At 45.2% G+C, this 14,491-nt stretch carries 15 protein-coding genes, 1 other RNA gene and 1 pseudogene; 9 read left to right on the top strand and 8 right to left on the bottom strand.

Features of this window, described 5'->3' with window-relative positions:
• Positions 1-411: 411 nt before the first annotated feature.
• From C7Y66_RS26320 to C7Y66_RS26300, 5 genes are all read left to right on the top strand, one after another.
• Entirely contained in the window at positions 412-3,819 is a 3,408-nt protein-coding gene (locus C7Y66_RS26320) for a phycobilisome rod-core linker polypeptide (RefSeq protein WP_106547857.1), read from the top strand.
• A 471-nt stretch (positions 3,820-4,290) separates the two neighbouring features.
• Positions 4,291-4,776 carry an allophycocyanin subunit alpha gene (gene apcA / locus C7Y66_RS26315; RefSeq protein ID WP_015156256.1) on the top strand — a complete coding sequence of 162 codons (486 nt, stop codon included), beginning with the start codon at positions 4,291-4,293 and terminating at the stop codon, positions 4,774-4,776.
• Positions 4,777-4,828: 52 nt separating this feature from the next.
• Positions 4,829-5,314 carry an allophycocyanin subunit beta gene (apcB, locus tag C7Y66_RS26310; RefSeq protein WP_015156257.1) on the top strand — a complete coding sequence of 162 codons (486 nt, stop codon included), beginning with the start codon at positions 4,829-4,831 and terminating at the stop codon, positions 5,312-5,314.
• A 456-nt stretch (positions 5,315-5,770) separates the two neighbouring features.
• On the top strand, positions 5,771-5,974 hold the full coding sequence (locus tag C7Y66_RS26305; protein ID WP_015156258.1) for a phycobilisome linker polypeptide: 204 nt from the start codon (positions 5,771-5,773) through the stop codon (positions 5,972-5,974).
• A 151-nt stretch (positions 5,975-6,125) separates the two neighbouring features.
• Positions 6,126-7,298: an FtsW/RodA/SpoVE family cell cycle protein gene (locus C7Y66_RS26300; protein ID WP_106547856.1), complete on the top strand. Its 1,173-nt coding sequence runs from the start codon at positions 6,126-6,128 to the stop codon at positions 7,296-7,298.
• A gap of 5 nt (positions 7,299-7,303) precedes the next feature.
• Here C7Y66_RS26300 and C7Y66_RS26295 read toward each other — a convergent pair whose 3' ends face one another.
• A complete protein-coding gene (locus C7Y66_RS26295) occupies positions 7,304-7,663 on the bottom strand; it encodes a multidrug efflux SMR transporter (RefSeq protein ID WP_233222859.1) in 360 nt (119 codons plus the stop codon).
• Between the two features lie 426 nt (positions 7,664-8,089).
• Here C7Y66_RS26295 and C7Y66_RS26290 point away from each other — a divergent pair, with 426 nt between their 5' ends.
• The 3 genes from C7Y66_RS26290 (at position 8,090) to C7Y66_RS26280 (ending at position 10,912) form a co-directional block, all read left to right on the top strand.
• Complete coding sequence (locus C7Y66_RS26290) at positions 8,090-8,824, top strand: cytochrome c biogenesis protein CcdA (protein ID WP_106547855.1); 735 nt, start codon at positions 8,090-8,092, stop codon at positions 8,822-8,824.
• A 65-nt stretch (positions 8,825-8,889) separates the two neighbouring features.
• Entirely contained in the window at positions 8,890-10,266 is a 1,377-nt protein-coding gene (locus C7Y66_RS26285) for a cytochrome c biogenesis protein (protein ID WP_106547859.1), read from the top strand.
• Between the two features lie 61 nt (positions 10,267-10,327).
• Entirely contained in the window at positions 10,328-10,912 is a 585-nt protein-coding gene (locus tag C7Y66_RS26280) for a hypothetical protein (protein ID WP_106547854.1), read from the top strand.
• Positions 10,913-10,962: 50 nt separating this feature from the next.
• Here the strand turns inward: C7Y66_RS26280 and C7Y66_RS26275 are convergent, their stop codons facing one another.
• The 6 genes from C7Y66_RS26275 to C7Y66_RS26250 all read right to left on the bottom strand — a co-directional run bounded on the left by C7Y66_RS26275 (position 10,963) and on the right by C7Y66_RS26250 (position 13,632).
• On the bottom strand, positions 10,963-11,460 hold the full coding sequence (locus C7Y66_RS26275) for a pentapeptide repeat-containing protein (RefSeq protein ID WP_106547853.1): 498 nt from the start codon (positions 11,458-11,460) through the stop codon (positions 10,963-10,965).
• 149 nt (positions 11,461-11,609) lie between these two features.
• A complete protein-coding gene (queF, locus tag C7Y66_RS26270; protein WP_051033287.1) occupies positions 11,610-11,996 on the bottom strand; it encodes a preQ(1) synthase in 387 nt (128 codons plus the stop codon).
• 84 nt (positions 11,997-12,080) lie between these two features.
• Positions 12,081-12,491: a hypothetical protein gene (locus C7Y66_RS26265; RefSeq protein ID WP_015156265.1), complete on the bottom strand. Its 411-nt coding sequence runs from the start codon at positions 12,489-12,491 to the stop codon at positions 12,081-12,083.
• Between the two features lie 212 nt (positions 12,492-12,703).
• Positions 12,704-13,090 (bottom strand): phasin family protein, encoded by a 387-nt coding sequence (locus C7Y66_RS26260; RefSeq protein WP_106547858.1) that lies wholly within the window; start codon positions 13,088-13,090, stop codon positions 12,704-12,706.
• Positions 13,091-13,114: 24 nt separating this feature from the next.
• Positions 13,115-13,211: signal recognition particle sRNA small type (ffs, locus tag C7Y66_RS26255), an RNA gene on the bottom strand.
• A gap of 154 nt (positions 13,212-13,365) precedes the next feature.
• Complete coding sequence (locus tag C7Y66_RS26250) at positions 13,366-13,632, bottom strand: YciI family protein (protein ID WP_015156267.1); 267 nt, start codon at positions 13,630-13,632, stop codon at positions 13,366-13,368.
• A 116-nt stretch (positions 13,633-13,748) separates the two neighbouring features.
• Between C7Y66_RS26250 and C7Y66_RS26245 the strand changes: the two genes are divergently transcribed.
• On the top strand, positions 13,749-14,315 hold the full coding sequence (locus C7Y66_RS26245) for a 2'-5' RNA ligase family protein (protein ID WP_106547852.1): 567 nt from the start codon (positions 13,749-13,751) through the stop codon (positions 14,313-14,315).
• Here C7Y66_RS26245 and C7Y66_RS31395 read toward each other — a convergent pair.
• Positions 14,286-14,491 (bottom strand): annotated as a pseudogene (locus C7Y66_RS31395) (hypothetical protein); the annotation flags it as partial. The gene C7Y66_RS26245 and the pseudogene C7Y66_RS31395 overlap by 30 nt on opposite strands.

Raw genomic sequence — 14,491 nt, 5'->3', positions numbered from 1 at the left:
TCATCAAGCGACCGCACGTTATTGGCATTATCAAAAACGAGCTTGTCTCTCATCCATGTAAGTACAACTGTAATACTAAAACTTTAAGTTAAGCCGATCGCCTCTCACATAAATTCAGTATTTGTTACAAAACTTATAATTTTTCTCAGTACTTATGTTGTAAGTAAGACTACATTCAACGGCATTGAGATTGAGAAAACTACACACTTCTTAATATAGCGGTGTAAAGAGCCCAAAACGTTCTAATCTAAAAGCTGACCAGGTTGATTTCAGGCGATCGTCACCTCATATAAGTGAAGAAAAATTCCCTTTCTGGGGAGGGAAAAACCTAAAATAAACAAACGTGAATTCATTCACACCCTGGTCAGACTTAACACAGTAACGATTATTGATGGGAGCTTAAGAAATCTAATGAGTGTTAAGGCAAGTGGTGGAAGCTCAGTTGCACGTCCGCAACTATATCAAACGCTAGCAGTCGCAACCATTTCCCAAGCCGAACAGCAAGACCGCTTTTTAGGGCGGGGCGAACTGGACGAGTTAGCCAACTATTTCGCCTCTGGCAATAAGCGGCTAGAAATTGCTGAAACTTTAACAAAAAATTCTGAGATTATTGTATCCCGTGCCGCTAACCGCATCTTTGTCGGTGGTTCGCCAATGGCTTATCTGGAAAAACCCAGAGAAACAGAAATGGCGATGGCAGCAACTGTACCTGATGTCAAACAAGGGATGCAGTTAGGAACTATCACCTACGTTGAGAGTCGGGGCGGCGGTTTCTTAGAGGGATTGCGATCGCTTTTCAGTGCTAGTCCTGGTGGTGGTGGCGGTGGTCCTACACCTCCTGGTTTTCGCCCCATCAACGTTGCCCGCTACGGTCCTGGGAACATGCAAAAATCCCTACGGGACTTGTCGTGGTTTTTACGTTATGCGACGTATGCGATCGTAGCTGGCGATCCAAATATTATCTCTGTTAACGTGCGGGGTCTGCGGGAGATCATTGAAAATGCCTGTTCTGGCGAAGCAACCATTGTCGCATTGCAGGAAATGCGGGCATCGGCGCTGTCTTATTTCCGCCAGAATCCTGAAGCAGCAAATATTGTTGCTCAGTACATGGACGTATTGATTACAGAATTTAAAGCCCCTACACCTTCTAATAAACTGCGTCAGCGTCCTTCGTCCGACCAGCAAGGGTTACAACTGCCACAAATCTACTTTAATGCGGCAGAAAGACGACCCAAGTATGCGATGAAACCAGGGCTATCGGCAGCGGAAAAGAACGATATCGTTAAAGCTGCTTATCGCCAAGTCTTCGAGCGCGATATCACCCGCGCTTACAGCCAGTCGATTTCTTACTTGGAATCTCAAGTTAAGAACGGCGATATCTCCATGAAAGAGTTTATTCGCCGCTTAGCAAAATCGCCCCTATATCGTAAGCAATTTTACGAGCCATTCATCAACAGCCGCGCCCTGGAATTAGCTTTTCGTCACATTTTGGGTCGGGGTCCGAGTTCTCGCGAAGAAGTCCAGAAATATTTCTCGATTGTTTCTAATGGTGGCTTATCAGCACTAATAGACGCGCTGGTAGATTCTCAGGAATACTCCGACTACTTCGGGGAAGAGACTGTACCTTATATTCGCGGTCTGGGTCAAGAAGCGCAAGAGTGTCGTAACTGGGGTCCCCAACAAGACTTACTCAATTACAGCGCCCCCTTCCGCAAAGTACCGCAATTCATCACGACATTTGCGGCGTACAATAGACCGCTACCCGACCAACATCCGTATGGTTCTGGTAACGATCCGTTAGAAATTCAGTTTGGGGCAATCTTCCCGAAAGAAACCCGCAACCCTAGCAGCAGCCCTGCACCTTTTGGTAAAGATACTAAGCGGATCTTGATCCACCAAGGACCAGGGATTAATAACCAAAACAGCAATCCGAGAGCGCGGGGTGAATTCCCTGGCACTTTGGGCGCGAAAGTCTTCCGCTTGGATCAAATTCCAGCGACGGGTGGGAGAAAATCTCCTACAACTTCTAGCGTTAGATTCTCGGAAAGTTCGACTCAAGCCGTGATCCGTGCCGCTTACCTACAGGTATTCGGACGGGATGTCTATGAAGGACAGCGGTTGAAGGTAGCTGAAATTAAACTGGAAAACGGTGAAATTTCGCTACGGGAATTTATCCGCGCTTTAGCTAAATCGGATCTATTCCGCAAGCTGTATTGGACACCATTCTATGTCTGTAAGGCGATCGAATACATTCACCGCCGCCTGTTGGGTCGTCCAACTTATGGCAGACAAGAAAACAACAAATACTTCGATATTTGTGCTAAGAAGGGCTTCTACGCTCTGGTAGACGCAATTATTGACAGCCCGGAATACGGCGAAGCTTTTGGGGAAGATACCGTACCATACGAGCGCTATCTGACACCTCAAGGTCAAGCACTGCGATCGCTGCGTACTGGTAGCATTCGCGAAGATGTTGGCGCAAGAGTCGATAAGGAAGAAACTCCCCGCTTTGTCGAACTGGGTGCTGTTACCGAAATGCGGACGCAGCCAGATATTCAGATTCGCGTGGCTCAAGGTGTTACCAAGCAGCGGGAACAAACGAAGATCTTCAAGCTAGAAGAAAACAGCGACAAAGTAGCCGTACAAACGATTATCCGTGCTGCTTACCGTCAAATCTTCGAGCGCGACATCGAACCCTACATCGCCCAAAACGAATTCACCGCCCTAGAAAGCAAATTAGGCAATGGTGAAATTACTGTTAAGGAATTTATCGAAGGGTTAGGAAACTCAAACTTATATCTCAAAGAGTTTTACGCTCCTTATCCCAACACCAAGGTTATCGAGCAGGGAACCAAGCATTTCTTAGGACGCGCCCCCATCGACCAAGCTGAAATTCGCAAGTATAACCAAATCCTCGCAACTCAAGGTTTACGTGCCTTTGTTGGAGCAATGGTTAACAGTGCGGAATACGCTCAGGTATTTGGCGAATACTACGTGCCTTACCGTCGCTTCCCCACCTTGCCAGCAGCTAACTTCCCGAATACCGAGAAGCTATACAACCAGCTGACGAAGCAGAATGACGATATTGTCGTTCCCAGCTTCGAGCCAGTACAACCGCGCATGGCAACGGAAAATATGCCATTAATGGCAAAAGCGATCGCGGATATGGCAGCCAAAGCACGGCAAGTCGATAAGAGCAAGCCGCTATTTATCGAACTCGGTCGCTCTTATAACGACGGACGCGGACAATCTGTAGAAGTTGGTGTCGGTACAGCTCGCCGCAAACCAGCGCGGATCTACCGCATGACACAGGGAGCCAACCAAGGGGAAATCGCCCAAGTTATCAACGCGATTTACTGTCAGGTCATGGATGTATTTAGCGGTCAAGTACCCGTTTACTTCCGTCGTTCTGACTTGGAGAGCAAACTGCGTAATGGTGAAATCTCGGTGCGCGAATTTATCCGTGCCTTGGCTAGCTCCGAAATTTACTGTCGTCGCTTCTATACCCCCTATCCCAACACCAAGGTGATTGAATTCCTGTTCAGACACCTGTTGGGACGCGCACCTGCAACTCAGGGTGAGATCAGACAGTACAACAAATTATTGTCTGAGGGCGGCTTAAAAGCGGCTGTAGACGCGATGGTAGAGAGTCCAGAGTATGCCCAGTACTTCGGCGAAGACGTAGTGCCATACCGTCGCTATCCGTCTCTCCCTGCTGGTAACTATCTGGGTAGCGTTAAGGCTGCGGCTGACTTAGTGAAGCAGTCTTGGTCTGACCTATCTCCTTCGTTGTTAGCGCAGTCGTTCGGGCAGCGGTAATTGACACGGGAAGATCCCCCCTAGCCCCCCTTGTTAAGGGGGGAATAGGAACTATATAGATTCCTGAGTTCCCGTTTTCAGGGGAAGCAAGATCCGCAAGTCCCCCTTTTTAAGGGGGATTTAGGGGGATCTAATTCCGATTGCGAAAAATTGCAGAGTCTAGTTGCAATTTCTAACCCCCAGCGCCTAGCCCCCAGCTCCTCTTTTCAGTCCCAATTCTGAAAGAGAATGTTACAAACTGTTAAGAGCTGAATCAGAAGATGAACGCAATGCCGCAAAATATTTGCGGTAGGTAACTGAGATTAACAACTTGTGTAGATGCGATCGCGCAAGTCTTCTGCGAAGCGAAATAACTCTGATAGCCTACAAGCTGTTGGGTTACGGTAAAATCCAGAAGTGGCAATCAGTCACCCCCACGATTACACCAGTTATATATAAACCTGGTTTCATTTTTTTGGAGGAATCAGTTAAATGAGTATCGTCACGAAGTCCATCGTGAATGCCGACGCAGAAGCTCGCTACCTCAGCCCTGGCGAACTCGATCGGATCAAGAGCTTTGTTACCAGCGGCGAACGCCGTCTGCGCATTGCTCAAGCATTGACCGACAATCGCGAGCGGATCGTGAAGCAAGCTGGCGACCAATTGTTCCAGAAGCGCCCTGACGTTGTTTCTCCTGGTGGAAATGCTTACGGTCAAGAAATGACCGCTACCTGCTTGCGCGACCTAGACTACTACCTCCGCCTGATCACCTACGGAGTTGTAGCTGGCGACGTTACTCCCATTGAAGAAATCGGGATTGTTGGCGTGCGCGAAATGTACAAATCCCTCGGTACACCCATCGAAGCAGTAGCAGAAGGCGTTCGCGCTATGAAGAACGTAGCTACCTCGATGATGTCTGGTGAAGACGCTGGCGAAGCTGGTTCTTACTTCGATTACCTCGTCGGAGCTATGCAGTAGAGCATTTGTCTACTTGTCGATCTTTTTACGTGTGACATAAGGAAGCAAAGAAATGCAAGACGCAATTACCTCTGTAATCAACACTTCAGACGTTCAAGGTAAGTACTTGGACACCGCTGCTATGGAAAAGCTAAAAGGCTACTTCCAAAGTGGCGAACTGCGAGTTCGTGCTGCTACCACCATCGCTGCTAATGCTGCTGCGATCGTTAAGGAAGCTGTAGCTAAGTCCCTGCTGTATTCTGATATCACCCGCCCAGGTGGTAACATGTACACCACTCGCCGCTATGCTGCTTGCATTCGCGACCTCGACTACTACCTCCGCTATTCCACCTACGCAATGTTGGCTGGCGATCCTTCCATCCTCGACGAGCGCGTTCTCAACGGTTTGAAAGAAACCTACAACTCCCTCGGCGTACCCGTAGGCGCTACTGTACAAGCTATCCAAGCGATGAAAGAAGTCACCGCTAGCTTGACTGGTCCCGACGCTGGTAAGGAAATGGGCGTATACTTCGACTACATCTGCTCTGGCTTGAGCTAAGAGTTGGATCTTTAAAGTAGTAGCTGCGATCGCAGGCTACTAAGGCAATCGTCTAAATCAAGTCTGGGAGTCGGTCGTGAGTGCTAGAACGTTCTATCGCCTGTCTGACTCAGCGTTAAGAGTATAAGCGATCGCGCTTTAGTATTGACGATTTACTCCCAGCCTTCGATTAATTCAGTTAACAGTGTAGAGACGTTACATCTAACGTCTGTGCAGAGTTGTCAGGAATTGCTGTTAACTGAGAAAAATTACACGTGTAGTCATTAACACGTCAAGTCATTAAAAAGTTTTTGAGAAAATCTACCTGGCGCTCTCGAATAGCAGTGAAACTTATGGGAGAATTAGGGGTAGTAAATAAAAAGAGTGCTAATTCGGTAAGAACGTTGCAGCACTGACAAGCACTCGAATAAGTTGACATCAAAAATTTTCTACATTCTTTACAGGAGATTTTGAACGATGCGGATGTTTAAGGTAACAGCTTGCGTCCCTAGCCAAACTCGGATTCGGACGCAGCGCGAATTACAAAATACCTATTTCACCAAACTGGTTCCTTACGACAACTGGTTCCGCGAGCAGCAACGGATCATGAAAATGGGTGGCAAAATTGTGAAGGTACAATTAGCTACTGGTAAGCCTGGAATGAATACAGGTTTGCTGTAATTGCAGCTTTCTTCATAGGTTTCAATTAGTAGGGGCGCACCGTTGTGCGCCCCTACTAGTTTTATACATATGTATCGGATTGAAAGCGCGATCGCCCCTTTTGCAAAAACATCCGCTATACTCCTACTGTCCTCACACAACTATAGCTGCCGTGAAGCTGCTACGCCGGATCGTCACTTTTTTCTTCCCTCCTGTTTCCCAATGGGCAATCCTGCCAAGATTACTGCATTGGATGACCTTTCTCTGGTTATTCATCGGATTAGCGGTTCTCTTTTCTGCTTCCTATGTCGAAGGCGAAACTATGGGAGATGGTTTTTACTATGTCAAGCGTCAACTGGCATGGATATTTATTGGATTATTAGGATTTAACTACGTCATCCATTCCCCACTTAAAAGAATCTTAAATGTCTCCCATTGGTTCTTTCTGATTTTACTAGGGTTACTATTTTTGATTTTTGTTCCTGGAATGGGAATAAAAGTGAATGGTGCTATGCGCTGGCTGAATCTGAGGATTATAGCAATTCAACCATCAGAATTGATCAAGCCATTTTTAGTCCTCCAAAGTGCGAAGATTTTTGGTAGATGGTATCAAATTAGCCCAGGAAATCGTATTCTCTGGATATTAATTTTTATTTTGATGCTAGGGGGGATTTTACTACAGCCAAATCTGAGTATGACCGCTCTGTGTGGTATGAGTATATGGTTAGTAGCGCTAGCAGCAGCCATACCCTATCTTTACTTAGTACCTGCGGCATTATTAGGAGTTGGAACTGCGGCGCTGAGTGCAATGCTGCGACCGTACCAAATGAAGCGATTGATGTTGTACCGTAATCCTTGGCAAGATGCATCAGGGCATGGATATCAATTAGTACAAAGTTTAATTGCTATTGGTTCCGGTGGAATTTGGGGTAAGGGATTTGGCTTATCACAACAAAAGTTATTTTATTTGCCAATTCAATACACCGATTTCATTTTTGCTATTTTTGCTGAAGAGTTCGGCTTTGTTGGTTGCCTTTTACTATTATTAATGTTGATGGTTTATGCAACTCTGGCTTTACTGGTAGCGTTTAATGCCCGCAATCCAGTTTTTAGATTAGTTGCGATCGGGGCAATGATATTGATGGTAGGGCAATCTTTACTTAATATTGGTGTAGCGACAGGAGCGCTACCGACTACAGGTCTACCCTTTCCACTCATGAGTTATGGTGGAAATTCAATGATGACAAGTTTGATTATTGCTGGATTGCTAATTCGTGTCGCCCGAGAAAGTAGCGAAGCAGAAATTGTACCTTTTCAAGAGCGAAAACAAGAGCGGTTTGTTTAAAATCTCTATTTTTTACCTTGTAAAAAACCCATGCCAGCAACAATAAAACTGACACCAATGACATTGATGTAAGACAAACTTTCTTGAAATAAAACAACCCCAAATAAAACTGCTAGGATTGATTCTAATCCTAATACGACAATATATGTTACTCCTAGCGTAGCCTTACGCATGGCAACAGTCTGTATACTTGCTCCAGCAATAAAGAAGATGTATACCAATAAGGTAGGGATAGGCTGAGATAACCCTTCAGATAGCTTCATGAATACACCGCCAATGGTGAAGAGAATTGCTGAAATCAGAACCATTAATAAATACATATCTAGCTCGTATTTGAAATTGTAATTGAGTTTTGATTGACTCATAAAGTTGCTTGACTAAATTATTTTTAGTTGGTCAATATCAATTGTGTTAAACAATCTAAAGTCATGATTCATAAATTTTTTATTAAGAAACCGTGTATCGTAAAGGCTAACCAATAGATTATTCCTCCGTACATCTGCTGGACATCCGCAACTTTACGGAATATTCACTAAGGAAGTATTTAGATTTAATTACAATTCGTAAAATAAAATAAATCAGGTCAATTATTCAGCAAAATAGCAAGAGATTCTGACTGTTGTAACTAGATGCATCAAAACTGCAAAAACAATCTAACGATAATCTAAATAATTGCAAAAATTGTGGTATGCTAGCGTTTTTTCCAGTCGGGCGATCGCCTCTAGCGCCAGGAAAAGGCATGAATTAAGCTAAAATGCAAGCATAGTCAGCATTCCATCACGTAGCTGTCCATGCTGGAAACCATTCAAACTCAGCTCTACAAACTCGAACAATTTGCCGATCTCTTAGTCGCCGAGCAGTTATCTCATTTGGGCTGGGTCAGCATAGGTATTATCTTTACAGCAGGGTTGCTGACTAGCCTCACACCCTGTATGCTTTCCATGCTGCCCATCACCATCGGTTACATTGGTGGTTATGAAACTAAAAGTCGCTGGCAAGCCGCAGCTCAATCAACATGGTTTGCGTTGGGATTAGCCACAACTTTAGCAGCCTTGGGAATAGTTGCGGCACTCGTAGGCAAAGTTTACGGTCAAGTTGGGATTGGTCTGCCAATTATTGTTAGCATCATCGCAATTTTGATGGGGCTGAATTTATTAGAAGCCTTACCCATACAACTACCATCGTTTGGGGGGATGGATTGGATTTCTAAAGATTTTCCCCCAGCTGTACGCTCCTATCTCATCGGTCTGACCTTTGGTTTAGTCGCCTCTCCCTGTAGCACCCCAGTGCTAGCAACGCTCCTTGCCTGGGTCACAACTACACAAAATACCATTCTGGGAGCAGCGTTGTTACTGGCATACACCGCAGGCTATGTAACACCGCTGATCTTAGCTGGTACGTTCACCGCTAGCATTAAGAAGTTGTTAGAGTTGCGGCAGTGGTCGGGGTGGATTACCCCTGTGAGTGGGGCGTTACTGGTAGGATTTGGAGTGTTTTCGCTCTTATCTCGAATTCCACTGAGTTAATAGTTGTTTGTTAATTGTGACAAATGACAAATGACAAACGACAAATGACAAATGACAAACGACAAATGACTTTAGATAATTCTGCGACTAATTCAACACCGCGATCGCATTTAGGTAAATTTCTGCGTGCAGAACTCTTACCCATCCTCACAGATTTACGGTTGGCGATCGTCTTATTATTAGCGATCGCCTTCTTTAGCGCTAGCGGTACGGTAATAGAACAAGGACAATCAATCGAGTTTTACAAAGCTAACTATCCTACAGACCCAGCTTTATTCGGTTTCCTGAGTTGGAAAGTTATCTTAACTATAGGCTTAGACCACGTATATCGTACGTGGTGGTTTTTATCGTTACTGATTCTATTTGCTACCAGCCTCACAGCCTGTAGCTTTACCCGCCAGTTACCCGCTCTTAAAGCTGCTCGTAATTGGAAATTATACGACCAACCCCGCCAGTTTCAAAAATTGGCTTTGAGTGCAGAACTCGACAACGCTTCTCTTTCCTCTCTGACGCAACTGTTGCAACAAAAGCGCTACCGTGTCTTTCAGGGCGAACAAAACAACTTATATGCCCGTAAAGGTATTGCAGGAAGAATTGGTCCAATTATCGTTCACATTGGTATTGTCATCATTTTAGCTGGGGCAATTTGGGGAGCCATGACGGGTTTTGTCGCTCAAGAAATGGTTCCTAGCGGTGAAAGCTTTCAAATACGTAACATCATTGATGCTGGACCACTAGCAGCACCTCAAATTCCCAAAGATTTAGCTTTAAAAGTCAATCGCTTTTGGATCGATTACACCCCTACTGGTAGTATCGACCAATTTTATTCGGATATATCTGCACTCGATCGCCAGGGACAAGAAGTCAAACGTAAGACTATATTTGTCAACCAACCTTTTCGCTACCGAGGCGTAACTTTTTATCAAACCGACTGGGGTATTGCGGCAATTCGGATTCGATTTAATCATAGTCCAACCTTGCAATTACCAATGGCAGCTTTAAATACCAACGGGAACGGTCGTTTGTGGGGAACATGGATTCCCACGAAAACAGATTTGAGTGAGGGCGTTTCTCTGCTAGCAAAAGATTTACAGGGAACGCTATTGATTTATGATGCCAAAGGTCAGTTAGTTGATACCCTGCGGGCAGGAATGGCTACCACTGTCAACGGTGTGACGCTGAGAATTGTCGAGATGGTTGGCAGCACGGGTTTGCAAATTAAAGCTGACCCTGGAATTCCCATTGTCTATGCAGGTTTTGGCTTGTTGATGTTGGGAGTTGTGATGAGTTATGTTTCCCACTCGCAAATTTGGGCTTTAGAAAAAGACGGTCATTTTTACGTTGGTGGTAGAACCAATCGGGCGCAGGTGGCTTTTGAGCGAGAAATGTTGGAGATTTTAGATCAAATTAGTACCACAACTTCAGCAAAATCTACCACTTAGTAGATGTAAACAGTTATGTAGTTTAAACTAACAACTAAACGTAAGTTTGAGCTAAGTAACAATGAGCGATGAAAATGAGAAAAACTACAAGGAGATAGAGCTGAAGTACAAAAAAATGGATGCGATCTCTAGAGTTCTAGCCGCGATCGCTACCAGTGCTTCTGCTGTAGCTGCCTTCTTAGCTTTACAAAACTACACGGCGCGTCCGCCTCAATCTGTAGTCCCTTCAGCACCAACAGCATCACCTCAATCTACATTACCTCCAACTCAAACATCGAAACCACAAGCGCGCCCAGCCACAACATCAGTTCAAACATCGAAACCACAAGCGCGTCCAGCTACAGCGCCAGTGCAAACGCAAACATCGAAACCGCGATCGCGCCCAGCCACAACACCAGCTCAAGCAACTGCACCGCGATCGCCTAACCCAGCACCTAATTCTGCACCCTCTCAAGTCAAAGTAGTTACTCCGCAAATACCAAAGATTCCTGATGCTGTTTCTTCACCAGTAAAAATAGTTGTCCCGCAGATACCAAAGATTCCTGATGCTATTTCTCCACCAATACAAATAGTTACTCCACAATCGCCTGCTAAATCCACTGCACCTCCACCTCAAACCCGTAATGATGACGATGGAGACGACTAGCAGGCTATGGCTATAGTTGTAGAGACGCGAAATTTCACGTCTCTACTCCATTACGAACATCCTAGAGACTCGCGGGTATCAACTCCAGTGACGGGATTAACTCCACTGGCATATTTACACAACTCTACGACTTGTTCTCGATCTAGTACGGCTTCGCTAAAATCTGCACCATTCACTTTTGCTCCCTTAAAATTCGATCGCAACATCATGGCTGATGTCAAAATTGCATCGCTCAGGTCTGCTGCTGATAAATCGCTGAGATAGGCAATACCATAGCTGAAGTCAACGCCGTGCAAGTTAGCTTTACGCAAAACCGCACTATTAAAAACTGCTCCTCGCAAATCGGCGCTACTAAAGTTAGCCTCTGCAAGCTTAGTATTATTAAACTCTGCTCTGACTAAATTTTGACCAGAATAATCTTTCGTCTGAACTTGCACGTCATCGTAGGCTCGGATGGCTGCGGAACTAGCAGCTTGAGCAGGTAAAGGCAAGGTGACAAAGACAAGGAAGGCGATCGCTATTCCCAGAAGATACCGAAATCCACGCATGGCAAGCTAAATGAGTCAGTTACAGAACTGCATCAAAAGTAACATTATTTAACTTTATTTTCTCAATTCTGCGGAAAGATTTTTCTTGCAGGAGCCAGGAGCCAGAAGTCAGAATGCGGATTAGATCTACTCCAGGCTCTATCTGGTAATTAAGCAGACTTTTGGTGGTGTACCTCAATAACTGTATGTACGTTACCACGGGGGGCAAAATCACCTTTGATATGGGCTTCTAAAGGATCGCAAGCTGCTACAAAGTCATCGAGAATCTGATTGACGCTCTCTTCGTGAGAAATGTAGCGATCGCGATAGCTATTAATATAAAGTTTAATAGCTTTTAGCTCCACTACCCGTTCGTCAGGGACGTATGTAATGTTAATCGTGGCAAAATCAGGATAGCCAGAAAAAGGACACTTACAGGTAAATTCCGGCAGAGTAATGTGAATCTCGTACCGTCGTCCGATCCGTGGGTTGGGAAATGTAATTAGCTTTCCCTCGGCAATCTGGCGTTCGCCGTACTTGATTTCCTCTACTGACATTTCTGCTGCTGACTGTGATGTGAGATCGGGGGAAGGTTTCAAGATTGACTCAAATTTTGGGTTCTTTGTAATACAATATTACACTTAAAACTCAAACTCTTCTGCTTCCCAATCCGGGCAATTGCTATCGTCCCAACCGTAGGGATGCATGGCACAGACCATGAGATTGCCACCATAAACTTGTCCGTGGTAATGCTGGCAACCCATACAAGCGGGATGTTGTTGTGGAGTAGGTTCGACTGAATAAGGAAAAGAGATTTCCGAATCGTCCATCAAGTCATCCAGATGCCAATATGAATCGAGATCCACATCGTCATTTAAATCGGCTAGATATTGCTCGACCTCGGTAACGATCGTATTGTGGAGATGCTCGGAAAACTCTCCCGATAGCTCAAACAGAGTTTCCACAGTTGTCGTCACTTCCAGAAACAACCGTTCTACTTCGTCCACTGCCGTTTCGATCAATTCCAAGAAATCTTTTTGCCACTTTTCCATAGTTTTATGGGGGCGATCCACTCTAGTTGCAGTCTCAATCTTGATGTTTGAATAAAGTTGGATAGCACTTAACTGTCCAATCTATTTCGCAATCTATTTACTTATAGATCTAAAAATTCTATGTTGAACGGTTATTCAAGGCGATCGCAGTCGAATCGAAATAAATATTAATTAACGACCGACAAACTCGTGGGTCATATAATCTAATCTATCTATTCCCGTTGCAGTCGTCTGAGTTCATCTTGCAGTTTTTGTACCTGCTCGCGTAACCGATCTACATTATCATCGCCAGCAGTTTGAGTCGTTGGGGTTGTGGGATTTTCTTCATCATCGGACAGAATTTCAATCCGACGCGGTTCGCTAGAAGCTTTACCACCATCTACTTCAGTTGGAGGCTGTTGAGCTTGCCTCATCAAATCATCCACGTACCGCTTTGCTTCATCAGCGGTCATCTCACCCTTCGCTACTAGCTCGTCTGCCAGTTTTTGAGCCTGCGATCGCAGTTCTGCTAGCTTACCTGTCGCCTTCTCGCTGGCATAAGAAGCTAATCCAACGCCGAGATAAAACGCTTTTTGCACGATATCCCCTAAACCAGGCATGGCTGCAATTGCTCCCATAAACTAGGCGACTCGGAGACCACGCCTATCACAAGCATCCCGTATTGCTGCTACCTTCCGGTTCTGACAAGGTTTGGGCGTTGAGATCGCGTAGATCCGAGTCTTTTTCATCATAGCAGTTTTTAGTGCGTGGTGAGTGGTAAGTGGTGAAGTGGGCGGTTGCGGAGGTTCCCTCCGCAATTAAGTCGTGTCGTGGTACGTGAAAATACCTCTTGCCAATTACCCATTACCCATTACCAACTACCAACTACCGATTATCATTCAACGACAATCCGCCATTCGTATAGTTCGTATTTAACACAACTAGATTTTACGAGTGGGTCTTGAGCCACAATTGCTTCAGCCTCAGTCATGGAGTTTGCCTGAAACAGCATCATTCCGCCACCCAAACACCCCCAATAACCAGTTTTGGCTTGGTGTCCTCGATCGATTAAATCGCGAACGTAAGCTTTATGGGCGGGTACGTGTTGGTCAAAAATAGTTTTGTCAACTATGCCTTTTTCAATCTTGACAAACCAAGGCATTCACGCTCATCCTCTAAACTTCTAAACTTAAATATGAATATGTAACATTTAGTATTTTCAACTGCGATCGCCAAAATTTTAACTTCACATAACTTTAAAGTACATTTCAAACAACCTTGAATACCGAAACCAGTTTATTCTTTGTTGCTCTACTACCTCCACTAGATATTCAAGACGATGCCACCCAGATTAAACAATATTTTGCCACGCAGTATCACAGCCGCGCCGCCCTAAAATCTCCACCCCACATAACTTTGCAACCTCCGTTTAGGTGGTTAAATGCGAATACACCCGCTTCCGCTTTAGAAGAGTGTTTGCAAGAGTTTGCTCGCGATCGCGCCTCAATTCCAATTACGCTCAATGGTTTTGCAGCGTTCCCTCCGCGCGTCATCTATATAGACGTGGTGCGATCGGCTGAATTACTGACCTTACAAGCCGATTTGATGGCACAATTAGCAGCAAAATTAGGAATTGTCGATCGCATATCCAAAACCCGCCCCTTTGCACCCCACATGACGGTAGGGTTTAAAGACTTAACCAGACAAAACTTTCGCTTAGCATGGCAAGAATTTCAGCCGCGACAACTCTACTTTGAGTTTACGGCTAGCTGTTTAACGCTATTGCGACACGACGGCAAAAAGTGGCAGATTCAATCAGAATTCGGTTTTGGTGGTAATGGGTAATGGGTAATGGGTAATTGGTAGTTGGTAGTTGCGTGGTGCGTGAAAAAGGGGTGTGGGGTGTGGCGCTATCGCGGACTTCGTCGCCCCCCGTTGAGCAAACTGGCGTTGTGGGGTGTAGGGTGTAGGGTGTGGGGTGTGGGGTGTGAATGCGTGAATGCGTGAATTCTCCCTTGTCC

The sequence above is a fragment of the Chroococcidiopsis sp. CCALA 051 genome, from assembly GCF_003015105.1.
In the GTDB taxonomy this organism is placed as follows: domain Bacteria; phylum Cyanobacteriota; class Cyanobacteriia; order Cyanobacteriales; family Chroococcidiopsidaceae; genus Chroococcidiopsis; species Chroococcidiopsis thermalis.
Note: the sequence above shows the minus strand (reverse complement) of the source record. Positions and strands in the feature narration are given on the sequence as shown.